The organism is Neobacillus sp. Soil_C_43 (genome assembly GCF_057656715.1).
On sequence record NZ_JBDGJV010000002.1, the window covers coordinates 80,204 to 101,795 of the forward strand.

Genomic DNA, 21,592 nt, shown 5'->3' on the forward strand with positions numbered 1-21,592 from the left:
AAGGGTGGTTTAATGTTCTTTGATCAATCTCCTTATGAATGTAGAGTGGAATGGGGACGGCGTGGGGCGAGAGAGGCAGCTGATAGAGGGGATATTATTATCATTGTTGATGTCCTAAGTTTTTCATCCACAGTGATCACTGCTTTAAGCAACGGAGCAATCATCTATCCATATCCTCGCACATTAGATGGGAAAAAGTTTGCAGAAAAAATTGGTGGCGAGTTTATCTTAGGCAGGGCAGAGGCGGCACAAATAGGAGCTCCCACTTTATCACCGGTATCTTTTTGCAAAGAGCATGTTAATAAAAAATATGTATTAACCTCACTTAATGGGGCCTATTGCACTTGGATTGCCTCCCAAGTCCCTGCCCTTTTAATTGGTTCCTTACTTAATGCGAAATCAGTGGCAACTGCTGCTAATCAATTACAAAAACAAACAAAAGAAAATATAACTTTGATACCTTGTGGTGAGCAATGGGAGGGCAGTAGAGAATACGAGGATACTTTGCGCCCAGCAATTGAAGACTATTTAGGCGCTGGCGCCATTCTTAGTTATTTAGAAGGAAAAAAATCTCCAGAGGCAGAATTTTGTATGACTTCTTTTCTTCATTCTAAAGAGAAACTTAATAATTTTATCTGGGATTGTGGAAGTGGACGTGAATTACGGGGAAGGGGATACGAAACTGACGTAAAGCACTGTAGCCGTTTAAATGTATATCCAACTGTTCCATTATTAAACAAAGACCATTTTATAGAATATGTGTAAAATCTATTGTAGACCATCAACACTACTTGGCTGATGGTCTACAACTTTATATAAAATATCTATTAAACTTAAAATTTAGTGAAAGTAATGGTTTTATCGGTACTGTTAATTTCTACTTCTCCGCCAATTGGAAAGGTGAAAATAGGTTGAGTATGCCCAAAATTGACATCATATAATACAGGAATTTCCTTTAACATTGGATGTTTATCTAATATAAAAAGTAATTGTTCTTCTGTCACCTTTGAAGCTCGTTGGAATCTACCAATTACCAAAGCTTTTATGTTCACAGCAACTTGTAAAAGGGAGGTCAGATCACGTGCGAACGTTTCAGGAATAGTCAATTCGTCATCTTCAATAAAGAGGACACAGTCCTTTAGGGGAGGCATATAAGGTGTCCCTTGCAATAAATTCAGTGTACATAAATTACCACCATATAATGTACCTTTCGTGGAACCTTCACTATATGTTTTCCAGTTTGCTTCCTCAAATTGTCGATTTTCCTGATCAATATACCAAGCATCGTCACTCCAAATTGGTGAAGCTTCAACTGAATATGCTTCTGATTGCATCAGACATTTCTTAAAGAAAGCAGTTTGATACTCCTGTGCTTTTTCCATTTGAAAACTTGAAAAATGAGGCCCTGAGTATGTAATGAACCCTGATTTTGTTGTAATTGCAGTTCCAATCGCTGTAATATCACTATATCCACAAAAAACTTTTGGATTATTTTTGATTAACTCGTAGTCTAAGTAAGGTAACAATTCATTACTATTAAACCCACCAATTACAGTTAAGATGCCTTTCACGTTTGTGTCATGGAAGGCTTCGTGAATATCCTGAACTCTTTGTTCAATAGATGAAGAGTTTTGTAGATCAGATTCCAAAATGTTTTTTCCAAAGGTTACTTTAAAACCTAAATCTTCTAATCGTTTCTTAGCTTGGTCTAATCCTTCCTTAGATAAAATTCCTGCACTTCTGCTTGGTGCAACAATCCTTATTTCATCGCCAACATCTAATTTCGATGGGATATGCATTAGCCCCACTCCCTAACTTATTTATTTTTTCTAATATATTTCACTGATGCTAGAATTGGCAAGTGAATTTTGTGGTGTTTTTTTGCTAAAAAAACATCCCTAATCGAATTAGAGATGCTTTTCATAGTTATTTTCTTTAGTTGGTGAGAGGAAGTGATTATGAAAATTTTGATATAGGTGTTGAAGCATCCCCAAAAATACGGTAATCCAGGCTGCTATCGCAATATATACCATTATTCTTGGAATTAGGGTCAAAAACGATAAATCTAGAGCTGTTGCCAATTGATAGGTACTCGTTGTATACATCGCAAGCGGGAATGCCATACCCCAAAATTGCGGGTCATAAGTAAGCGGATAGCGATGATAAAGATGGCGCCAAATCATAAGTATAAATAACAACGGAATCCACCAAGTGCCGGTTATCCAGAAAAATAAAGTAAAACCCTTTAAGAACGGTGTAATTTCAGTCAGTAAGGACCAGGATTTCGCATGTAAAATTAATGTGGAACCTGACAAAGTAGTAATAGCGACAGCTCCCATATTAATCCAGTAAGGTGGTGTAAGAGCTGAATGATCCAGCCTTAAAAAGGTAAATCGGTAAAAAATGAGTGTGATGATATTTAGATATAACATACAACCAAGGAAATACATGCACAAAGTAAAAAACAAAATGATTTCCCTTCCAGAGTGTACTTGTGGGGAAAGAAGGGTACCAAGAATGGAAATGGAATGGGTTGCGACTGCTGCAATCAACCAAGCCCCATTAATTCCTTCAACCATCGTAGGTTTATCCCTTCTAACGGTAACTGCTGAAAAGAAGGTATACATGATTATTAGCCATAGTAGAATAGCCAGTGCCCATAAATAAAAGGCAATTGAGTAGGTGTGACCAACAATGATTAGTTGGCTACCAAAAACACAGGTACCAGCGACTAATGTAAAAAATCCTGGTCCAATTGTATGGCTTGTCAAATCAGCTAACATACTAGGAAAATAGAAAAAAATACGTGTAAGAGTTAGTACCCATAAAGAAATATAGGCAATGATATTAATATATAATAATATCTTAGAAATGATTTCCATTCCGAGCAGGTGTGTTCCTATTGATAATGCGCCAGTAGCCATGACTAAGGCAAAATAGCCAGGAAAAAGATTACCTGCTTTTTGTTTTAATAAGGAAAACAATTGCTCACCCCCAAAAATCTATAAATTTACACCTTTCTTATTTTATCATAATAATAATATTAAAAAATTATTGATTAAAGGGATGGATTTTCAAAGAAGGAGAATGACTCCTATCGTTGAATATAACAAAGATGTATCAAACAAAGGAGAAGTGTATGACTCAAAATGGAATCGTTTTAGTGGTTAGTGTATCGATTATTCAAGATAATGAAGTGCTGATAATAAAAGAAAATAAACCAACTGCACAGAATAAGTGGAATTTTCCATCAGGAAGAATAGAACAAGGTGAAGATATTTTGTTTGCTGCCCGTCGTGAAGTGAAGGAAGAAACAGGATTTGATGTTAAGTTAGTAAATTCAACCGGGGTATACAATTTTACTAGTAATACCAATCATCAAGTTATTTTATTCCATTTTATCGGAGAAATTATCGGAGGATCATTAACGATTGACGAGGCTGAAATTATAGACAGCAAATGGATTTCCTTGGATGAACTAAAGGATTTAGATAATGAGAAATTGCGCGATGCATCCGGTATCAAGCAAATAACGGACGCCTTAATAAATGAAATAACCTATCCAATAACTTTCTTTAGGGAGCAATTAATTTAGTAGAGAAAAAATTAAAATATAGGTGATTATACATGACACTATCATCATTAGCAGATTTTAAAGAGTTTTTAGTAGATTATCGAGCTTCTTGGAATAGTCTGGATGCAAGTAGAATTGCTAGTCACTCTTCCAAGGATTTGAAGGTTAGATGGGCGAATCCTGATTCACGTATTGCGGATTGGGGTTACGATGAGGCTGAAGAAGGATGGAAACAAGCATATAAAATGTATGAGGGGAGAAATCCCAAATGGTCCTTTGATGATGTTCTAATTGAAATAAATCAACAGCAAGAAGGTGTTGCGATATTTTGGGTAAGGTTTTCACTTGATGGACAATTACTACAAAATAAATTACTTTTTGTTGAGACCTTCCGTCAAGAAAATGGAGAATGGAAGAAGATTAGAGAATATGTTGAAAATAGTTTTAACAATCCTCTAATTTCTCAGGGGGAATAATACTAACAATGTTTTGGAATGGGGGATTGCATCTAAATCACCCCATTTTATTATGATTACATACTTCCAAAATTATCTTTCTTTTCGGTATTATTTTGCTATTCCGCCTTTTGTGTAAGCGCTTTTATGTGAAGTGATTCACATGTATAATAAGAGTATAACTTGTTCAACAACCATACATGGGAGGAACTAACGATGCTTACTGAATTTTTGTTTGAATTAAAAAACTGGTGGTTTGGAGAAACGATTGACGAGTTTGATGAATTTGAACGGATTGAATCCAAGCATACAAGGGTACACCATGATGAAGATATTTATGAAATTATTCGTGTTCATTAATCGATATTATAGAATAAAGATTTGAAAACCCTAGAGGAATATTAACGGGTTTACTTACAGGGTGCAAAACTGTAAAAAGTAGATCCAAACGCTAATTCATTCTCACATTTTCTCGCAATTTCATTCACAAGAAAAATCATTAGGATTTGTCCTTCATAACTTAGATGAAGGACATTTTTCATGTGGTCCAACCGATTTTTGTCCTTCATTGGTCTTCTGTCAAGAAAGTGGACACAAAAACTTGGGACTTTTTTATATAACCCGGATGAAGGACATTTTTCATGTGATCCAACCGATTTTTGTCCTTCATAACCCGGATGAAGGACATTTTTCATGTAATCCTACCGATTTTTGTCCTTCATAACCCGGATGAAGGACATTTTTCATATTATCCAACCGATTTTTGTCCTTCATAACCCGGATGAAGGACATTTTTCATGTAATCCTACCGATTTTTGTCCTCCATAACCCGGATGAAGGACATTTTTCATATTATCCAACCGATTTTTGTCCTTCATAACCCGGATGAAGGACATTTTTCATATTATCCAACCGATTTTTGTCCTTCATAACCCGGATGAAGGACATTTTTCATATTATCCTACCGATTTTTGTCCTTCATAACCCGGATGAAGGACATTTTTCATGTGATCCTACCGATTTTTGTCCTTCATAACCCGGATAAATACATATTTTATTTAGGTTTAAGTTATCAATTTTAATACACACTTCAAAACACATATATTTCAGACATATTCCAATTATTATTTCAGTCCTGTGAATTGTCTTGTGATTTCATATGTGTAAAGTTTGTAAAAAGCAAATAGATACTTGCCAAACCAACATAAAAACGCATAAGAATTTATATGTGAATTCCAATGCGTTTATATTCCCTATTTACTTGTTTGCAACTTTCAGGTAAACCCGTTAGAGGAATATTCTTGGGTTTTCTTTGTAAAAACAATCAACATTATCTTTCTACTTCAATGTGCTGGTAACCGCTTTGGGTTGCGTACACCTCATACCATTTATAGGTTGGCGTTTTGAACCACTCCAACTGTGGCAAATAAACCAAGTATCTGACATTGCCTTCAGCATCAACCATTGATTTAAATACTTTAACCATTCCAAATCCAAACGTTTGATCCAGGTAACCTTCCATTCCATCTTTTACTGCACTCTTTTTTTCTTCCATTTCTTTTTTATGTAGATCCATTAGCCCTCCAATAAAAATACTTACCAGAACCAAAGTAATTGCGATTAAAACGAAAATCAATAAATTTAACAAAATATTAACCTCCTTTCTTTCAACGAGTTCATATAGATTTTACAATCGTTCGGGAAAGTAAGGTGTGATGCAAATAACAAGTGCACGTATCTTTTTGAACATTTAGTGAAGATTCGGTGGGGAAGGAGATTTTTCCTTCACCCTTCTCATTTAGTCCCATATCATAGGACGGTCTATATGTAACATTCTTAAATATTGTAAAAGTTGTCCTGTATGGACGGCATCATGATATGATTTCCGCTCTAATGTATCTCCCAGAGTTCTACTAATTGGTTTATGAGGCCAGTTAATATATTTTGTTCCAAGATCATTAATATTTAGAGAAGATACATAATTTATAAACTCATCATAATATACCGAAGCTCTGTCTACTTCATTTTGAAGATTCGTATAAGGTTCTTCCCATAAATCACTTTGTTCTTCGTCAGTTGGTAATCTATTATTCTTTAATATCCTTAACCAGGAAAAATCATGAAGCAACACATGACGAATGGTTTCCCCAACTGATAAAGCATCTTTATCAGGTCTCCATGTAAGTAATTCATCTGGAAAAGCAGCAGCAGTGAGTAAGAAACGACGTCTGCATTCTTTATAGTCTAGTAAAAATAATTCAAGTGAATTCATCTTAATTCCCCCTGTGGTAAGTTTCCCCTTTATTGTAAATTATGAAAGAAACGATTATCATCGAAGTATGGATTACATTTTTGGAGGTATAGACATGAATTTTGATCCGCTAGTTTCAGAGGTAGCCACAATAATGAGTGAGCAATCACGTTCAACGATGTTATTAACTTTATTGGATGGAAGAAAATATACAGTTTCAGAGTTGGCAATGGCTTCAAAAATAACTCCTCAAACAGCAAGCTTTCATTTGTCTAAAATGATGGACAAAGGGATTGTAAAATCAGAAAAATTGGGTAGGCATAAATACCTTTCACTTTCTAATGCAGAAGTAGCTAAAGTATTGGAATCGTTACTGTGTTTAACACCAGAAAGAAAACCAAATTCATTTAGAGAAGTATCAAGAAATAAAGAAATACACTTTGCAAGAACTTGTTATGATCATCTAGCTGGTTCGTTAGGGGTTGGAGTAACTAATTCACTATTAAATAATAACTTTATATGTGATACGGGTGAGCAGGATTTCGAGTTAACTGCAACAGGGGAAAGTTTTTTAACTACAATCGGAATAGATATTCAACACATTAGGAAAAAAAGGCGTTCGTTTTCATGTAAGTGTCTTGATTGGAGTGAAAGAAGATTTCATTTAGCAGGCTCTCTAGGAAATGCAATTTTATTATTCACACTTGAAAATAATTGGATTGAGCGAATGCCTTCAACTAGGGCACTTAAGATAACGAATAAGGGAAGAGAAGGGTTCAAAGAAGTTTTTGGATTTAGTATTGATTAGAGAAAAACTTTTTAGAAACTTTTAATATATTAAACTTTAAAAAATAGTATTAAATTAACAAATAAAAGAAGAACGGATTATAAATAATGACACAAAAACAAGCAAATCTGATTCTCGCTTCTGTTTCTATGGGGTGGGGAACATCTTATATCTTCATGAAGCTGTGTGTGGATAACATTTCTCCATTAACAATTATTGCATTGCGATTTGGTATTGCATTTATCGTAATGGGAGCGATTTTCTATAAAAAAGTTATTAAAACAGATGCTAAAACATTGAAATACAGTGCAATTGCTGGAGCTGTCCTAGCCAGTATTTTTATCGCTTTGTTGTATGGGATGAAAAATACCACTGCCTCATCAGCTGGTTTTTTGACTAGCACTACTGTTATCTTAGTTCCGATTCTTCAGACATTCATTACACGAAAATTGCCTAATAAGAAAATCTTTATTGGCGTTTTGGTTGTTACAAGTGGCTTAGCGCTCCTTACTATTAGGGATGATTTTACTCTTGCGTTTAGCTCACTATTTTGTTTAATAGCCGCCTTTCTTTATGCGGTTCATATAATAATCACAAACCACTTTGCTCGAGAGGTAAATACCTTGCAACTTGGGATTTATCAACTTGGATTTGCTGCACTATATGGAACAATTGGCACCTTTATTTTTGATATACCTGTTTTACCAGAAGGAATGATTCATTGGTCTGCGATACTTGGTTTAGCACTTATTAGCTCTGCATATTGCTTTGTCATGCAGCCAATTGCACAAAAGTACACGACACCAGAAAGCACTGGTTTTCTTTTTTCTCTCGAACCGATTTTTTCAGCCATATTTGCTTTCATTTTTCTACATGAAAATATGGGGCTACAAGGTTATGTTGGTGCATTGCTTATTTTAGCAGGCGTATTCATAGCAAACGCAAGATTTAAGAAACAACAAAAATTTAGGATTAGTAAAGGAAAGGGCAGTTTTACGGAAGGAAGATAGTAAAAAAGTGAATAAAATTTTTGTAAAAACAGCGGTTCCCACAGTTGAATATAACTAACTCATTGTGAATATTACATACAATGAATCATTCAAAAGAAAGAGTTTTTTTTTTGAAAATATTAATTACAGGTTCAACCGGGATGTTGGGTACCGCTTTAATAATTCAATTAACAAACCTAAATTATGATGTAAAACTAACATCGAGAAGAAAAGCTGTAACCACCGGACATTTTGAGTGGGTTTATTGCGATCTTTTGTCTGGGGATGGATTTGAAGAAGCAGTAAAGGATGTAGAGGTAGTTATTCACGCAGTATCAAGTCCCGTGAAAAATTCAAGACTCATAGATGTATCAGGTTAGAAAAATTTTTAACGAAGCTTGAGCACATCAAACATTTTATTTATCCCTCAATTGTGGGTATTGAAGAAATCCCGTTCAAATATTAGAAAGCGAAATGCGAAGCGGAAGTTCTGTTAAAAAACAGTTCTATTCCTTATACAATTGAAAGGGCCACACAGTTTCACGATTTTGTTGATCATTTGCTTTTATCTAAACCTCTATTTAAACGATATATCATACCAGGAAGCATTAAATTTCAAAGTGTGGATGTAGGTGATTTCGCTAAACATTTAATAGGATTATTTTAGTTTTCTCTAACTACTTTCCCTTCGTATTAACCACTGATAAAATTTTACGTGAAGAATTAAAAATAGGTAAAAAATAATTGGATATATAATAAAGGAATATAATAAGTTCCAATGGATATGCCAAAGAATACCTAATTTCATTGTCACCCATTCAAAGGCAGTAGAAAAAACGGACCATCCCATAATATAACAAAATCTCTTCGTCATTGAAGATTTATAAGGATACCAATTTATAATCATAACAATTGCTGCTGGATAGATTCCCCATTTAACTAATAATGAAGGGAAATCTGCCGTATCCACTGAAAAAAATCCCCATGCCTTAAAAAAGAACGATGCATAAGAATCAAAATATTGTTGAATACACAACGCAAAAAAAGTTGTTGAATAGATAACAGTAATTGGTAACCTTTTTCTCGTTTTTAATGCAACTATATTAAAAATCAAAATTGAAATGATTAGAAAAATCCATTTCCAATATTTAAAATCAAGGGACATTTTGATCTCCTCTTGTCTCTTTTGGTCGGCTTATACCAAAGTATTCCTTTCATATCTTTCGATTTTAATAAAAAATTATACAAAATAGTTCAATTAGTTCAGAGTGCTATAATCATGACAAATAGAAAAAGTGGATTAATATGTTTCGTTCCTCGGAGTGGAGGGTAGTTAGATAAGGACTACTCATTTAAAGGAGGAATTTCAATGTACGAACATGAAAAGCACTTGGTGGGAGTTTATGATACGGAACATGAGGCAATTAAGGCGGTGGAAGACTTAAAACGACAGGGATACGCTTCAGAAGATATCTCGGTTATAGGAGCAAACAATGACAAAGTACACGAAATAAATGATGCGACTGGTACGAAGACGGAGGATGATCTACTTGCAGGAGCAGCAACAGGCGGGGCTCTTGGTGGACTCGTCGGATTGCTTGCTGGTGTGGGTGCACTCGCCATACCAGGTATTGGACCATTCGTTGCGGCTGGACCAATAGCAGCTACATTGACTGGTGCTGCTGTCGGCGCTGGAGTTGGTGGGTTGGCTGGAGCATTAGTTGGTATGGGCTTCGAAGAGGAAGATGCAGATCGTTATGAAGGGTATGTTAATGACGGAAAAATTCTGGTCCTTGTAGAACGCCGAATAACCAGTGTTGGAGATGGCCAGTTAGATACGATTGATGACGATAACCTAACAGGCAGGTCAATGACAACAAATGAACCGTCCAACGCTGCGCTCACTTCTGGAAATCCAAATGATCCACGCTTAAGATAATATATTTTTATAAGTAAAGGGTACCTGACCATATTTTCGGAATGTACCCTTTTTTGTTTGCAAGGAAAAAGTGTTTTAGCCACCTTGACTTTTGAGGTGGACTAGTGACCGATGCAACGAATTTACAGCCATGCCGGTAACTAGTGGCCCGAACAAGTGACCGATGCACCGAATTTACAGCTATGACGGTCACTAATTGCCCGGATTAGTGACCGATGCACCGAATTTACAGCCATGATGGTAACTAATTGCCCGGACTAGTGACCGATGCCCCGAATTTACAGCCAACCCAGTCACTAGTGGCGTAGACTAGTGACCGTTCCAACGAATTTTCATCCAACCCGGTCACTAGTGGCGTGGACTAGTTACCGATCTAACGAATTTTCTTACGCCCCGGGTACTAGTCATCCGACCTCGGTAGAGTTCCAGTATATCCAAAGGGGGTAGTCCCCACGATTATCCTAGTGGTTCCTGACCCCAACTCAGTCAACTTCTTCTGGCTAACAACACCTTGAAACTTTCCCACCCTTCCCATTGTAACGTGCTTCCTGTGCTTCACAGAAAAACTCCTTCTGCGACTTAATCGGTTCGTTTGGATGATGAAGCTTCATGTGCTCTACATACTTTTCATAACTTGGCACACCCACGAGGAGTGAAATGAACTGTTTACGGAATACTAGAATCTCTCTAATTTTCTTAAGCATAATGTTTGATGTCTCCATCATCCCTAGGAACATAAGGGGATTCATGTAATTCCATTTTGTGGTTATTCAAGACCTTAATCCAGATTCGGAAAGAGGAAATCAACACGGCTATTACCACAATCATAAAAAATCCGCACAAGGCAGCATCGATATAGTCATTCAGCAAAACCTGCTTCATTTGCTCTTTATTTGCAGCGGGTGCGAGGTCTTTACCAGCATCTAGCGCTTCCTTGAAAACCTTTGAGTGAGCCAAAAAGCCGATTTTTGGATTTTCATGGAAGAGCTTTTGCCAACCTGCGACCATCGTAACAATCAAAATCCAGGTGGTTGGTACGAGCGTTACCCATACATATGCTTTCTTGCCCATTTTTAAAAGGACAGTCGTTCCAAGGAGCAGAGCGATTGCTGCGAGCATTTGGTTTGCAATTCCAAAGAGCGGCCATAACGTATTGATTCCTCCAAGTGGATCAATAACACCCTGGTAGAGAAAATATCCCCAACCGAGAACACAGAGAGTTGTAGCAAAAATATTTGGTAGAAGGGCCTCTGTTTTTGCGAATGGTTTATAGACAGTACCAAGAATATCCTGAATCATAAAACGTCCTACTCTTGTTCCAGCATCAATGGTAGTTAAAATAAACAAGGCTTCAAATAGAATGGCAAAATGGTACCAGAAAGCCATCAGTGTCTTCCCGCCAATTACATTTGAAAAAATAACAGCCATTCCAATCGCAAGGGTAGGTGCACCGCCGGTCCGTGAAAGAACGGTTTGTTCCCCAACATCATTGGCCAGTTTGGTCAATTCATCAGGTGTAATGGTGAATCCCCAGCTAGAAACAGTCTGGGCAGCCTGGATAGCATCCGCACCGATAACAGCAGGGGGGCTGTTGATTGCAAAGTAAATACCCGGGGTCAGTACACAGGCAGCAATCATCGCCATTACTGCAACGAAAGATTCGGTTAACATGGCTCCGTAGCCAATTGGCTGGGCGTGAGACTCTCGCTCGATCATTTTTGGTGTTGTACCTGAAGATACAAGGGCATGGAATCCTGAAACAGCTCCACATGCGATTGTGATAAATAGGAAAGGAAAAAGATTTCCTGCAAATACAGGTCCAGTACCATCAACAAACTTTGTAATACCGGGCATTTGCAAATCAGGTGCAACTATGAAAATTCCTAATGCCAGCCCAACAATGGTACCAACTTTTAAAAATGTGCTTAAATAATCACGCGGTGCAAGAAGCATCCACACGGGAAGAACGGAAGCAATAAACCCATAAATAATCATCATGATGGCAATGGTCTCACCTGAAAAGGTAAACATCTTTGCTAACTCGGCGTGTTGAGAAACATATTGTCCGCCATAAATAGATAGAAGAAGAAGGACTACGCCGATGAGTGATGCCTCACCGACACGACCGGGACGGATATAACGCATATAAAATCCCATTAGAATTGCAATCGGAATGGTTGCCGCAATAGTAAACATTCCCCACGGACTTCCGGTAAGCGCTTTCACGACAACGAGTGCTAAAACGGCCAATAAAATAATCATAATTCCTAATATGCCAATCATTGAAATCAAACCAGTAATAGGGCCAATTTCTTCCTTAATCATTTCTCCTAGCGATTTTCCATTCCGACGCATGGAACCGAATAAAATGATAAAGTCCTGAACAGCTCCGGCAAGAACTACACCAACTACAATCCAGATTGTTCCCGGTAAATAACCCATTTGTGCTGCAAGAATTGGTCCGACTAACGGCCCTGCCCCCGCAATAGCTGCAAAGTGATGTCCGAAAAGAATCCATTTGTTTGTGGGAACATAGTCTTTACCGTCATTGTTGATTTCTGCAGGTGTTTTTCGGTGGTCATCCAGCTCAAATACTTTCCTAGCCATAAACTTACTGTAAAACCGATAGGCAATAGCATAAACACTGATAGCGGCAGTAACGAGCCAGATGGCATTAATGCTTTCACCATTGCTCAGTGCCATGACGGCAAAGCCGGCAGCACCGAGTACAGACACAATTCCCCAGATAATGATAGATTTTAACGCTTTCATGAAAAGGCCCACCTTTACAAATTTTTGTATTCCTCTAGAATTATATTTTAATAGTCCCAAGATTTGTATATAGGGTTATCCTATTTTTCTGAAAAAACAAAAAATGATTCTTTTTACATATGTAGATATAGAGAAAAAAGAGTCTTTTAGAGTGGTTGGGAAATTTTTGTAGATCATAGTGGCATTTCTAATCGGAATAAAGTATCCTATTTTGGTGTCAACTTTTTCCAAAGGGGGAATGGAAATGATCGTGAATCCAAAAGAATTTAATGTCAATAATTTACGTTATCTCGTGAGGTCAGCAGAAGTGAAGGATGCCAAAAACCTGTCTGAAGTAAGATTACAGATTGATGGGGAAACGGAAAACCTAGAGAGAGAAAGAGGAGAGGCATACATAGATGAGGCAGGTTTTAAACAAATCATTAAAAATGATACAGAGAGTAAAAATAACCTGTTTTTAGTTGCTGAGGCCGATGGTAAGATTGTTGGTTTTTCAAGGTGTGTGGGAAGCATTTTGAAAAGGAATGCTCATAAAGCAGAATTTGGCGTCTGTGTGTTAAAAGAATATTGGAGCTACGGGATTGGAAGGAATTTCCTAATTGAATCAATTGAATGGGCAGACTCAAATGGTATAAAGAAAATAACCTTGAATGTTCTTGAAACGAACGATAAAGCCATCAAGCTATATGAAAGGTATGGATTTGAAGTGGAAGGAGTTTTAAAGAAAGACAAACTTCTGTCAGACGGAAATTACTATAATATGATATTGATGGGACGGTTTAATGATTTAAACTAAGCTATAATAATTATTGGCTACCCAAACAAGAAAACCGGGTAGCCAATCAGTCTCTCAATTGAAAAAGTAGAGGAAATTTAGCCAAACAAGAAATCCAATCAATACCAATACGAAAAAGACATGTAAAAACATACTTATAAACCTACTTGAATTTGTTTCCTCACCAATTACACGAAACAGGACTATGTTCACCAATAAATACACTACAACAATAAAGCATATAATGACCTCGGTATGATTGGGCGGTATCATGACCCCTAACATCGCACCCATCATTCCCCCCATAATTCCAGCAGTTATTCCCTCTAACGAAGCAATAAGAGAAACGGGTCTTCCCGTGATATACCCTACAAACATTCCCATGGATACGGCTATAATCGAAGGAAGGGTTAAATCCTTTTCAAGTATAAAAATTCCTAAGAATGTCCCTAACGCTACACTCGTCATCATTGAGTTAGTCATACTGATGATCATCGCAACCATAGGACTTAGGCGTTTTCTTTTAGTGTATGTATAGTAAACAACCAAACTAGTAATTAGAAAAATGAACATAATACTAACACAAAGTAACATTATAGCTCCGCCTTCCTACTTCCTTCCCTTATGTAAAAAGAACCCAATTCAAAGTAATACTTTTAGCAATATATGAAAAGAGGAGCCTGTCTCATACTACTATTTGTTGGTTTTTGTGAGAAACTGTGAAAATAGCAAAAAAAGTAACAAGAAAATCACATTTGTATCTTGTTTATGTAGTTTAAATATCTTAATGTATTCTTGTGAAGGAATTTTTAAGAAAGAAGAGGAGGTCCTAATTTGCTTCCAATCGAAAGACAGAATCAAATAGTAACTTGGCTGAACGAAGAAGGAACACTTTCAATTGCTGAAATTAGTAAGCGTTTAAATGTATCCGAAATGACAGTGTACCGCGATATTAAGCCCTTACTAGAGGAAAATAAGATTAACAAGACATCCGGCGGGGTATCGTTAGTTAGCATGGTGAATTTCTCACCAAATGCTTGTACCTACTGTTTAAAAGAAATGAACAACCGACACCCCATGCAAATCATCACTAATTATCAAGTGGTCGAGCAATTTTGTTGCCCGCACTGTGGGTTGTTACGATACAAAGATATCGAAAAAAATGTCTCTCAAATCATCTGTCGTGACTTCCTTCAAAATACAACAATTAGCGCGAAATTGGCCTATTTTCTACTAGATGCAGATTTTAATTTGAATTGCTGCCAACCACAGGTTTTAACCTTTGATTCATTAAAATATGCTGAGCAATTTCAAAAGGGTTTTGGGGGAACAATATTTAGATTTGAGCAAGCAGTCGAAGAGATTTCAAAAAGAATGAGTGGAGATTTTGGCTGTGGGTGCAACAAATAGAGAGGACGTGCTAGATTGAGTTTTAAAAAAAGTGGCATTGTTTTTGCTCTCATATTTTATCTTTTTCTATTTTTGCACCCTTCATTTCCTTCCGCACATGCTTACATAAAAAAATCAACACCTTTTGAAAATGAGACACTTTCAAAGACGCCTGAGAAAGTAACGATTGAGTTTGATGAACCGATTCAGCCGGCCTACCATTCCGTTGAAGTATTTGATTCAAAAGGGAATCGTGTAGATCAAAAAAACGGGCATATTGATACGAAAAATTCATCGGTTATCGAATGTGACCTTAACGATCATCTTCCAAACGGTACGTACCGGATACAATGGAGAGTTGTTTCTAGTGATGGTCATCCTGTTCAAGGGGTGATTCCCTTTCAGATAGGGGACAAAGGGAACAATCAACAGAGCTCCAACATCAATCAGGAGTCAAAGGGCTATACGCCTGAATGGGACCTACTCAGCATTCGCTGGCTTCAATATGTAAGTAATGCATGTTTGGTTGGAGCACTCTTTTTTTACATGTTTATTTTACATAAAGATTTAGTAACCAATTTATGGGTGAAGGATACAGTTAGAAAAATAGTAACGTTTTCGTTTCTGACCTTAAGTTTAAGTATGCTTTTGAGTTTACCGTTACAAGCCACCATAGAATCAGGTTTATCCTGGAGTGAGGTTCTAAGTTTTCCTGCGTTAAGGGAAATGATAGAGAACACTCTCTTTGGAAAAACGTGGATCATCCAAATCGATGGTTTGTTTTTGCTTTGTATTTCCACCTATCTGGTTATAAAGAAACGATGGGATAAGTCAATCTTACTTTGGATCACTCTTATTCTTGGAATAGGACTTTTATTATCGAAGTCCTTTACCAGTCATGCGGCAGCGTCAACAAATATGTTTTTCAGTATTTCCTTAGATTTCCTTCATTTATTATCCGCCTCCATCTGGATCGGAAGTTTACTGTCTTTAGCAACTTTGATCCCCCTAGGCAAAAAGAAGGAATCAAAGACTTTGTTTTTAGAAACCATAAAAAGGTTTTCCAAATGGGGAATAGTGCTTGTAATTATTCTAGCAGCAACAGGTTTTATGAGTAGTCTTTCATACATTCCTAATTTTAGAACGCTTGTTTCCACTGATTACGGAAGAGTGCTAACAGGTAAAATCCTACTATTTGTTTTGATGATTATTTTTGCAATGGCAAACTTTTTTAAAGGAAAGAGGAGTAGGGAAACAGGATGGAGATCAACCTTGTGGGGGGAGTTAATACCAGGACTACTTGTTTTGGGACTTTCTGTATTATTAACAAATCTACCAACTGCTATGGCATCTCCTGGACCATTTAAGGAAACAAGGACCATTCAACAAGGAACTAAAATCACATTTGAAGCGACTCCAAACGTTATTGGAGAAAACTCTTTCGTAGTATGGTTGAAAGACGAAAAGGGTAGGCCCATAACGAATATTGAACAAATAACACTTACTTTTACTTCATTAGAAATGGATATGGGTAAAGATTCAAAGGTAGTAGAGAAAATCAAGGATGGTAAATATGGTACAAGAGGATTAAATTTTAACATGTCCGGTCGATGGGACGTCCAAGTTCATGTCCTAACCAATGACTTAGAAACCCTCGATACTCATTTCAATGTTCTAGTAGGAAGTAAATAAACAACAACATAGAGGAGATAGTATGATGAAAAGAACAATTAAAAAGATTTCACAAGTATTCCTACCAACGATTTTAGGCTTATTTTTGTTCACGAGCGTAGCTAGTGCACATGTCACGGTGACACCAAAGACATCTACAACAGGTGCATGGGAAACCTATACGGTTAAAGTTCCAGTTGAAAAAGATATGCCTACAACTAAATTCACCCTAAAAGCTCCTGAAGGGGTAGAAATTATGTCCTATCAGCCAGTACCTGATTGGACCTATACTGCTGACAAGGATGCTAATGGAAAAGTTAAATCAATCACATTTGAATCTACGGGTGAAGGAATACTACCAGGACAATTTCAACAGTTTACCTTTGTTGCGAAAAATCCAGAAAAGGAAACAAAGGCTGCATGGGATGCGTTTCAATACTACAAAGATGGTAGTATCGTTGAATGGACAGGGGATGAAGGGGCAGATACCCCACATTCTATTACAGATATTGTTGTAGGGACGTCAACAGCTGAACACCATCAAGCTACAACTAAAGACACTTACAAAGACGACACAAAAACAACGAATGTTGAGACTACATCTACTAATCTACCTCTAGTTTTATCGATCGTATCAGTTATCCTATCACTAGCAGCATTTGTATTGGCATTACGTAAAAGGAAATAAATAGTAAGTAAAAAAAGAAGCACTGCTCGATTTGAGGAAGTGCTTCTTTTATTTCCGTTGCTTTCGTCATTAATCAGAAGGAACGTTTAATTGTATTCGTAATGTCATTCCAAAGTCCGTCCCTATTTCGAGCATGACCAGTGTCGGTTGTGTAGTCTGTTAGTCGATTAAAGAAGTCTGCATCATATGTTACATATACATTGTTAACATTTTTTTCCGCCGTACGAACTTGTTTCGCAATTTCTCTTTCAAGGCGGGTCGATGCCTTTCTGAAGTTTGCCCCACCATTAATACCTGTGTCTCGAACACCGGTCGTACCTCCGATGTTGGTCCCATTAGTATTGCCGGGATTTAGAGCGTTGCCCGTATTATCAGTACTAGTCACGCCTGTTGTACTTGGGTAATTACCATTTCTGCCCGTACCTGCACCACGAGCGTTGATATCATTTGCACGTGTCGTATCAACAGTGCTCATGCTGGTGCCGCGTGTATTGCCCATACCCATATTTGTTTGGTTCGTTCGATTGTGTAGTTTCACCGACACATATGCATCATGATTGCGAATGATGACATGTGCTAAGTCAACGGCCTGCAATTTCTCTACACTTTTTCCTGCGCGATTAGAAACCCGGAAGCTTTTATTGGAGACATTCGTTAAATCAAGACCATCATTGTTATTGTACCTAACATTGTTAGCATTTAAATTGTTTCTAGTTACATTATCTGTTCGGTCGTTAACTCCACAGCCTGTTAAACCTAATAAGGTAGTTGCTAAAACGAAAGTAGCTAAACCTTTTTTCGTCAAAAATGTCCACTCCCTTATAAAAGAATTGTTTTACATACTTATGGTTGCCACTATAAGGGGAACTATTCTTGAAATCGTGGATGGTAAAAGGTATCCAAGACAGAAAATGAAATTCGCTCATAAAAATTGAAATTCGCTCATATTACCTTGGGGTTCGCTCATAAAACTAAAAAATTCGCTCATAAGCAGTTGCTCCGACAAATAAAAAGGGGGATCACCCAATTTTTATGGATGTCCCCTGTTAATTACATTACTGTTTCTCCAATTATTAACACCTTTAGTTGTTCCTCAGGAAGCTGTTGCTTTTTCCATTCCCTCAAGAGACGTTCTAATGCTTCCGGCCCCGTGTCATCGGCTAAACGATACGCTCCATAATGCATTGGGACAAAGGTTTTTGCCTTTAATTCAACAAAAGCTTTCACACTATCCTCTGGTGAGATATGTGAATCCGCCATAAACCATTCTGGCTCATAGGCGCCGATGGGCATAAATACCGTGTCGATGGCAAATCGGTCCGCAATTTGTTTGAACCCATCAAAATAACCGGTATCCCCAACAAAATAAAACGTATCTTGCTCTGTTTGGAAGATCCAGCCGCCCCAATGGGAGGTGTTCATATCCATCAGGGACCTTCTTGTCCAATGCTGGGCGGGAACGAAATGGATAGTTAATCCATCATGTGCGGTAAATTCCCACCAATTCATTTCCGTTACTTGATGATAGCCTTTTCTGTTAAAAAGGGACTTTAAGCCGGCAGGTACATAATAGTGAGGGCTCCCTTTTAATTTTTTTAACGTAGGGAAGTCCAAATGATCATAATGACCATGAGAAATCACAACGATATCAATCTCAGGAAGCTCTGAAAATGAGAGACCCGGTTCTGTTAATCGTTTTTGAAATCCCATCCGCTTCGCCCAAACAGGGTCTGTTAAAATATTTAATCCATTTAGCTGAATCAAAAAGGTTGAATGACCAATCCATGTATAAGAAGATTGGTTTCTGTTGGCGTTAATTTCTTTTATTTTTTTAGTAGGAGATTGTTCAATATTAACAGATAAATCCTTTACTTTACTTCGTCTTTCTTTCTGCCATTTCCTCATATCCTGGAAAGATTTGTTGTTTGTTACATTATTCAAGTTTGCGTATCTCTTCATTTTCACCTTTTTCTCCTCAAATACACTCTATTCTAATGCTGAGTATAGCAAATAAACCGCTAATCCGGCAAAATAGTGGAAATGAATCCCGGTTTAATCTTGAATTTGTCGGGAAGAAGTACGGAAATGAGTATATGAACGGAGGGTCCTTTCAAGAAATGGCCTCCAATACTTTTCAGTAAACTTGACAACAAATGCCGTAATATTTCCAAGGATGGCGCTCCCTACAATATCAGATGGATAATGCTGCCCCATCCAAATACGAGAAATGCCAACTAAAAGGGATAATAGCCACAGACCCAAGCCCCAAGTCCGATGATAAACAAAAACAAAAGCGGACACTGCGAAGGCAAGAGCCGTATGTTTACTAGGAAACGAAGAATCCTTTCTAGAGGGTACTGGTGGTAATAAATGAACGGCTTGCTGCAAGAATGGCCTCGGTTTATAAAAAAATCTCTTCATTAACATGCTAAGTAGATAGGTTACACTTATGGTTACACAAGCGATTAGAGTTTTTCTTTTATTAAATTTAGCTTGAAATAGTAGTAAAAGTAATACAAAAAGATAGACATAGCGCGTTCTCTTAGAAAGGGTAACCATAATGAGGTCTACAAAACGAGAAGATCCAGCCAATTCGTTAATAGACCTAAAAATCCGATCATTCATAAAACATTCTCCTTTTTTTCCTTAAATAATACTCCTATTTTCTCCTCAAGAAATCTAAATATGTCTGCTTAAAGCTACTTTATTCCCTGACACCCAATACAGAATCATTTTGTAAAGCTTAGTAAATAATAATTTCACAAAATATATGGTATAGGAGATAACATGTAATGGAGAAATCAAACAAAGGGCTGTCAGCGTGGCAGCTTACTTTGATGGCCTTGGGAAGTGTAATTGGGGGTTCCTTTTTTCTAGGGTCGTCCATTGCCATTCATGCAGCAGGACCCTCAATTTTAATATCTTATGTGATCGCAGGTATACTGGTATTTTTCATTCTTTATGCACTTTCAGAAATGACTGTGGGAAACCCGACTGTTGGTTCCTTTAGTACTTACGCAGCACAAGAGCTGGGTGAAGGGACGGGATTTGTTGTTGGATGGCTATATTGGACAGGGATCGTTCTTTCCATGTCGAGTGAAGCAACAGCCATTTCCATCCTATTTCAAGAATGGTATCCGAATATATCCATTGCCATACTGGGAAGCGCCATTCTTATTGGAGTAACGTTGCTTAATCTTTTGGGAGCGGATAAGTTAGGCAAGTTGGAAAGCGGACTTTCAGCCGTCAAAATTTTCGCGATAATCTTTTTTATTCTAACGGCAATTGTGCTTATTTTCGGAATTATGCCAGGAAAGCCTGCCATTGGGTTAGGTGAATTAGCAAGAGAGCCCTTAATGCCTGGAGGAATAAAGGGGATAGCGGGAAGTATGTTAATTGTTATTTTTGCCTACGCAGGCTTTGAGATTATTGGCTTAGCGGCTTCTGAAGCCAGTAATCCTATAGAAACCATTCCTAAAGCGATTCGCTACACGGTTATTTCACTCGTAGGCTTGTATATCCTTTATGCATTAGTGTTACTTCCGCTAATTCCAACTTCAACACTGAATGAAAACATAAGTCCGATGGTGGCATCTCTTGATCGCTGGGGAATCGGTTGGGCTGGTACGGCTCTTAATTTAGTGTTAATCTCGGCCATTCTTTCTGCCATGCTGGCTGCTATCTTTGGACTTGGAAGGATGATTCGATCTCTTGCAGATGAAGGGCATGCGCCAAGATGGTTGAAGGATGCAAAGGATGTACCGTATCGCGGGATCTTATTTTCGGGGTTTGCCATGCTTTTGGGGCTTGGTTTTGGTCTAATGTTCCCGAGGGTGTATCTTGTTTTGATCACGTCAGGTGGTTTTGCCCTAATCTTTACCTATGCTGTGATTATGGCTAGTCACATCCGTTTTCGAAAAAGAAATGGGTGTCCCCCAGGTGGAATCTGTCAAATGCCCGGATTTCCGTATACCTCTTGGATTACCTTAATCAGCATGATCATTGTTTTGGTAAGTATGCCCTTCATTCCTGGACAAGGAACGGGGCTTGTTGCAGGGATAGGAATGGTTGTCATTTACTCACTTATTTATTTTGCGATGAGATACCGGACTCGTGCGCGTACGAGTAAAAGCGGCGAATCAACAATTGATTATCGAGATGTGATGTTAACCGAATTCTCAGAAGAGCTGACAGATAAAGTGAATGATGAGGAAAAATAAAAGTCGAAGTAGGAATGTTCTACGTCCACTTTTCTGTTAAAAAAGAAGATAAAAGTCGAAGCAGGAATGTTCTACGTCTACT

General features: G+C 37.6%; 24 protein-coding genes. 13 read left to right on the forward strand and 11 right to left on the reverse strand.

Annotation, left to right across the window (positions count from 1 at the left end; all coding sequences use genetic code 11):
• Positions 1 to 12 precede the first annotated feature (12 nt).
• A complete protein-coding gene (locus AC3A54_RS05050) occupies positions 13 to 765 on the forward strand; it encodes a 2-phosphosulfolactate phosphatase (protein ID WP_487653565.1) in 753 nt (250 codons plus the stop codon).
• Positions 766 to 833: 68 nt separating this feature from the next.
• Here the strand turns inward: AC3A54_RS05050 and AC3A54_RS05055 are convergent, their stop codons facing one another.
• Together AC3A54_RS05055 and AC3A54_RS05060 are read right to left on the reverse strand one after the other, a co-directional pair.
• Positions 834 to 1,799, reverse strand: coding sequence for a S66 family peptidase (locus AC3A54_RS05055; RefSeq protein WP_487653566.1), 966 nt, complete (start codon positions 1,797 to 1,799; stop codon positions 834 to 836).
• Between the two features lie 108 nt (positions 1,800 to 1,907).
• On the reverse strand, positions 1,908 to 2,984 hold the full coding sequence (locus AC3A54_RS05060; protein WP_487653567.1) for a tellurite resistance/C4-dicarboxylate transporter family protein: 1,077 nt from the start codon (positions 2,982 to 2,984) through the stop codon (positions 1,908 to 1,910).
• A 155-nt stretch (positions 2,985 to 3,139) separates the two neighbouring features.
• Between AC3A54_RS05060 and AC3A54_RS05065 the strand changes: the two genes are divergently transcribed.
• The 3 genes from AC3A54_RS05065 to AC3A54_RS05075 all read left to right on the forward strand — a co-directional run bounded on the left by AC3A54_RS05065 (position 3,140) and on the right by AC3A54_RS05075 (position 4,389).
• Positions 3,140 to 3,595 (forward strand): NUDIX hydrolase, encoded by a 456-nt coding sequence (locus AC3A54_RS05065; protein WP_487653568.1) that lies wholly within the window; start codon positions 3,140 to 3,142, stop codon positions 3,593 to 3,595.
• Positions 3,596 to 3,627: 32 nt separating this feature from the next.
• Complete coding sequence (locus AC3A54_RS05070) at positions 3,628 to 4,050, forward strand: hypothetical protein (protein ID WP_487653569.1); 423 nt, start codon at positions 3,628 to 3,630, stop codon at positions 4,048 to 4,050.
• 195 nt (positions 4,051 to 4,245) lie between these two features.
• On the forward strand, positions 4,246 to 4,389 hold the full coding sequence (locus AC3A54_RS05075) for a hypothetical protein (protein WP_308079538.1): 144 nt from the start codon (positions 4,246 to 4,248) through the stop codon (positions 4,387 to 4,389).
• Positions 4,390 to 5,359: 970 nt separating this feature from the next.
• On the opposite strand, the gene AC3A54_RS05080 is transcribed toward AC3A54_RS05075, so the two are convergent.
• Together AC3A54_RS05080 and AC3A54_RS05085 are read right to left on the reverse strand one after the other, a co-directional pair.
• Positions 5,360 to 5,677 carry a hypothetical protein gene (locus AC3A54_RS05080; RefSeq protein WP_487653570.1) on the reverse strand — a complete coding sequence of 106 codons (318 nt, stop codon included), beginning with the start codon at positions 5,675 to 5,677 and terminating at the stop codon, positions 5,360 to 5,362.
• A 150-nt stretch (positions 5,678 to 5,827) separates the two neighbouring features.
• Positions 5,828 to 6,301 (reverse strand): DinB family protein, encoded by a 474-nt coding sequence (locus tag AC3A54_RS05085; RefSeq protein WP_487653571.1) that lies wholly within the window; start codon positions 6,299 to 6,301, stop codon positions 5,828 to 5,830.
• A 94-nt stretch (positions 6,302 to 6,395) separates the two neighbouring features.
• Here AC3A54_RS05085 and AC3A54_RS05090 point away from each other — a divergent pair, with 94 nt between their 5' ends.
• From AC3A54_RS05090 to AC3A54_RS05100, 3 genes are all read left to right on the forward strand, one after another.
• Positions 6,396 to 7,088: a helix-turn-helix domain-containing protein gene (locus tag AC3A54_RS05090; protein ID WP_487653572.1), complete on the forward strand. Its 693-nt coding sequence runs from the start codon at positions 6,396 to 6,398 to the stop codon at positions 7,086 to 7,088.
• Between the two features lie 86 nt (positions 7,089 to 7,174).
• Complete coding sequence (locus AC3A54_RS05095) at positions 7,175 to 8,077, forward strand: DMT family transporter (RefSeq protein WP_487653573.1); 903 nt, start codon at positions 7,175 to 7,177, stop codon at positions 8,075 to 8,077.
• A 110-nt stretch (positions 8,078 to 8,187) separates the two neighbouring features.
• On the forward strand, positions 8,188 to 8,436 hold the full coding sequence (locus tag AC3A54_RS05100) for an NAD-dependent epimerase/dehydratase family protein (RefSeq protein WP_487653574.1): 249 nt from the start codon (positions 8,188 to 8,190) through the stop codon (positions 8,434 to 8,436).
• A gap of 293 nt (positions 8,437 to 8,729) precedes the next feature.
• On the opposite strand, the gene AC3A54_RS05105 is transcribed toward AC3A54_RS05100, so the two are convergent.
• A complete protein-coding gene (locus AC3A54_RS05105) occupies positions 8,730 to 9,221 on the reverse strand; it encodes a CBO0543 family protein (protein WP_487653575.1) in 492 nt (163 codons plus the stop codon).
• 204 nt (positions 9,222 to 9,425) lie between these two features.
• Here AC3A54_RS05105 and AC3A54_RS05110 point away from each other — a divergent pair, with 204 nt between their 5' ends.
• Entirely contained in the window at positions 9,426 to 9,995 is a 570-nt protein-coding gene (locus AC3A54_RS05110; RefSeq protein WP_487653576.1) for a general stress protein, read from the forward strand.
• Between the two features lie 500 nt (positions 9,996 to 10,495).
• On the opposite strand, the gene AC3A54_RS05115 is transcribed toward AC3A54_RS05110, so the two are convergent.
• Entirely contained in the window at positions 10,496 to 10,699 is a 204-nt protein-coding gene (locus AC3A54_RS05115) for a YbdD/YjiX family protein (protein ID WP_487653577.1), read from the reverse strand.
• A complete protein-coding gene (locus tag AC3A54_RS05120) occupies positions 10,692 to 12,767 on the reverse strand; it encodes a carbon starvation CstA family protein (protein ID WP_487653578.1) in 2,076 nt (691 codons plus the stop codon). The genes AC3A54_RS05115 and AC3A54_RS05120 overlap by 8 nt, the downstream gene beginning before the upstream one ends.
• A 244-nt stretch (positions 12,768 to 13,011) precedes the next feature.
• Between AC3A54_RS05120 and AC3A54_RS05125 the strand changes: the two genes are divergently transcribed.
• Positions 13,012 to 13,563, forward strand: coding sequence for an N-acetyltransferase family protein (locus tag AC3A54_RS05125; protein ID WP_487653579.1), 552 nt, complete (start codon positions 13,012 to 13,014; stop codon positions 13,561 to 13,563).
• 54 nt (positions 13,564 to 13,617) lie between these two features.
• On the opposite strand, the gene AC3A54_RS05130 is transcribed toward AC3A54_RS05125, so the two are convergent.
• The gene (locus tag AC3A54_RS05130; RefSeq protein ID WP_487653580.1) at positions 13,618 to 14,136 is read right to left on the reverse strand and encodes a hypothetical protein; all 519 of its coding nucleotides are present in this window, start codon (positions 14,134 to 14,136) and stop codon (positions 13,618 to 13,620) included.
• 240 nt (positions 14,137 to 14,376) lie between these two features.
• Between AC3A54_RS05130 and AC3A54_RS05135 the strand changes: the two genes are divergently transcribed.
• Genes AC3A54_RS05135 through AC3A54_RS05145 form a run of 3 tightly spaced genes read left to right on the forward strand, consistent with a single transcriptional unit; the run spans position 14,377 to position 17,290 of the window.
• Positions 14,377 to 14,952 (forward strand): DeoR family transcriptional regulator, encoded by a 576-nt coding sequence (locus AC3A54_RS05135; protein ID WP_487653581.1) that lies wholly within the window; start codon positions 14,377 to 14,379, stop codon positions 14,950 to 14,952.
• Between the two features lie 15 nt (positions 14,953 to 14,967).
• Positions 14,968 to 16,623: a copper resistance CopC/CopD family protein gene (locus tag AC3A54_RS05140; RefSeq protein ID WP_487653582.1), complete on the forward strand. Its 1,656-nt coding sequence runs from the start codon at positions 14,968 to 14,970 to the stop codon at positions 16,621 to 16,623.
• Positions 16,624 to 16,648: 25 nt separating this feature from the next.
• Entirely contained in the window at positions 16,649 to 17,290 is a 642-nt protein-coding gene (locus AC3A54_RS05145) for a YcnI family copper-binding membrane protein (RefSeq protein ID WP_487653583.1), read from the forward strand.
• 73 nt (positions 17,291 to 17,363) lie between these two features.
• On the opposite strand, the gene AC3A54_RS05150 is transcribed toward AC3A54_RS05145, so the two are convergent.
• The 3 genes from AC3A54_RS05150 to AC3A54_RS05160 form a co-directional block, all read right to left on the reverse strand.
• On the reverse strand, positions 17,364 to 18,095 hold the full coding sequence (locus tag AC3A54_RS05150; RefSeq protein ID WP_487653584.1) for a YhcN/YlaJ family sporulation lipoprotein: 732 nt from the start codon (positions 18,093 to 18,095) through the stop codon (positions 17,364 to 17,366).
• A gap of 245 nt (positions 18,096 to 18,340) precedes the next feature.
• Positions 18,341 to 19,249, reverse strand: coding sequence for an MBL fold metallo-hydrolase (locus AC3A54_RS05155; protein WP_487653585.1), 909 nt, complete (start codon positions 19,247 to 19,249; stop codon positions 18,341 to 18,343).
• 93 nt (positions 19,250 to 19,342) lie between these two features.
• Positions 19,343 to 19,915 carry a phosphatase PAP2 family protein gene (locus AC3A54_RS05160; protein WP_487653586.1) on the reverse strand — a complete coding sequence of 191 codons (573 nt, stop codon included), beginning with the start codon at positions 19,913 to 19,915 and terminating at the stop codon, positions 19,343 to 19,345.
• A gap of 167 nt (positions 19,916 to 20,082) precedes the next feature.
• Here AC3A54_RS05160 and AC3A54_RS05165 point away from each other — a divergent pair, with 167 nt between their 5' ends.
• A complete protein-coding gene (locus tag AC3A54_RS05165; RefSeq protein WP_487653587.1) occupies positions 20,083 to 21,510 on the forward strand; it encodes an amino acid permease in 1,428 nt (475 codons plus the stop codon).
• Positions 21,511 to 21,592: the final 82 nt, after the last annotated feature.

Bases quoted from the DNA above. Each gene is read 5' to 3' on its own strand.
- AC3A54_RS05075 (WP_308079538.1), top strand. From the start codon at position 4,246: ATGCTTACTGAATTTTTGTTTGAATTAAAAAACTGGTGGTTTGGAGAA.
- AC3A54_RS05130 (WP_487653580.1), bottom strand. From the start codon at position 14,136: ATGTTACTTTGTGTTAGTATTATGTTCATTTTTCTAATTACTAGTTTG.
- AC3A54_RS05065 (WP_487653568.1), top strand. From the start codon at position 3,140: ATGACTCAAAATGGAATCGTTTTAGTGGTTAGTGTATCGATTATTCAA.
- AC3A54_RS05165 (WP_487653587.1), top strand. From the start codon at position 20,083: ATGGAGAAATCAAACAAAGGGCTGTCAGCGTGGCAGCTTACTTTGATG.
- AC3A54_RS05125 (WP_487653579.1), top strand. From the start codon at position 13,012: ATGATCGTGAATCCAAAAGAATTTAATGTCAATAATTTACGTTATCTC.
- AC3A54_RS05050 (WP_487653565.1), top strand. From the start codon at position 13: ATGTTCTTTGATCAATCTCCTTATGAATGTAGAGTGGAATGGGGACGG.
- AC3A54_RS05090 (WP_487653572.1), top strand. From the start codon at position 6,396: ATGAATTTTGATCCGCTAGTTTCAGAGGTAGCCACAATAATGAGTGAG.
- AC3A54_RS05160 (WP_487653586.1), bottom strand. From the start codon at position 19,915: ATGAATGATCGGATTTTTAGGTCTATTAACGAATTGGCTGGATCTTCT.
- AC3A54_RS05105 (WP_487653575.1), bottom strand. From the start codon at position 9,221: ATGTCCCTTGATTTTAAATATTGGAAATGGATTTTTCTAATCATTTCA.
- AC3A54_RS05155 (WP_487653585.1), bottom strand. From the start codon at position 19,249: ATGAAGAGATACGCAAACTTGAATAATGTAACAAACAACAAATCTTTC.
- AC3A54_RS05110 (WP_487653576.1), top strand. From the start codon at position 9,426: ATGTACGAACATGAAAAGCACTTGGTGGGAGTTTATGATACGGAACAT.
- AC3A54_RS05145 (WP_487653583.1), top strand. From the start codon at position 16,649: ATGAAAAGAACAATTAAAAAGATTTCACAAGTATTCCTACCAACGATT.
- AC3A54_RS05095 (WP_487653573.1), top strand. From the start codon at position 7,175: ATGACACAAAAACAAGCAAATCTGATTCTCGCTTCTGTTTCTATGGGG.
- AC3A54_RS05070 (WP_487653569.1), top strand. From the start codon at position 3,628: ATGACACTATCATCATTAGCAGATTTTAAAGAGTTTTTAGTAGATTAT.
- AC3A54_RS05120 (WP_487653578.1), bottom strand. From the start codon at position 12,767: ATGAAAGCGTTAAAATCTATCATTATCTGGGGAATTGTGTCTGTACTC.
- AC3A54_RS05055 (WP_487653566.1), bottom strand. From the start codon at position 1,799: ATGCATATCCCATCGAAATTAGATGTTGGCGATGAAATAAGGATTGTT.
- AC3A54_RS05085 (WP_487653571.1), bottom strand. From the start codon at position 6,301: ATGAATTCACTTGAATTATTTTTACTAGACTATAAAGAATGCAGACGT.
- AC3A54_RS05115 (WP_487653577.1), bottom strand. From the start codon at position 10,699: ATGCTTAAGAAAATTAGAGAGATTCTAGTATTCCGTAAACAGTTCATT.